The sequence below is a fragment of the Oleiphilus sp. HI0125 genome, assembly GCF_001635355.1.
Window position 1 is genome coordinate 1 of sequence record NZ_LWGF01000067.1, and the last position, 760, is coordinate 760.

At 42.9% G+C, this 760-nt stretch carries 1 protein-coding gene; it reads left to right on the forward strand.

Annotated elements, in window-relative coordinates; genetic code table 11:
* Positions 1-62: 62 nt before the first annotated feature.
* Positions 63-760, forward strand: a 698-nt coding sequence (locus A3762_RS01100) for a PepSY domain-containing protein (RefSeq protein ID WP_197468918.1), incomplete at its 3' end; no start/stop codon positions are given.

Consider the following 760-nt stretch of genomic DNA (forward strand, 5'->3'; position numbering starts at 1 on the left):
TTATCATATACATCTAACAGCAATTCTTTTATCCAAAACAAACATACAATGGAGTTTCTGCAGTGAGCGCAGACGTAAATACCGCCTCGGGTTTCGGCGAGATTGGACAAGAAGCACAACCCACTACCGACAAAAGCAAAAAGAAGTCGCGAAAAAAAAAGCTTACGGCACATAAAGCCGCTTACCTAATACATAGCTACATTGGCTTAAAGCTTTCCCTTCTATTTAGTGTGGTACTAATTACTGGAACGCTTGCCGTATTCGCAGAAGAAATCGACTGGCTAGTCTACTCCGAGGTAAGAGTTCAACCACAGGGAGAAAGATTAAGTTCGGGTGAAGTATTTGACCGAATGCAAGAGCAACTACCTAACGTCGGTTTAAGCGCTTTTCAAACAGCAAACGATAGAACACATACCGCTGCTCACGCGATGATGACCCTACCCGATGGTGGGTTTAAAAAAGTTTGGGCAGACCCCTACACTGGAGAAGTTACTGGCGTAACGAATTTTTTGACTGTTGGAGAGTTTATGTCAATTCTCCACAAAAACTTGTTCATGCCATTAATTGGCCGTGCGGTCGTCAATGTCTTTGGTGTGCTGTGTCTGATTGGTTTAATTACTGGGCTAATCTCTTATCGCAAATTCTGGAAGCAGTTCTTTAAGCTTCCTCGATGGAATGCAAATTTCCGCGTATTTTTGGGCGATCTACACAAGTTTTTAGGTTTATGGTCGTTGTGGTTCGTGCTGATTATTGGCGTAAC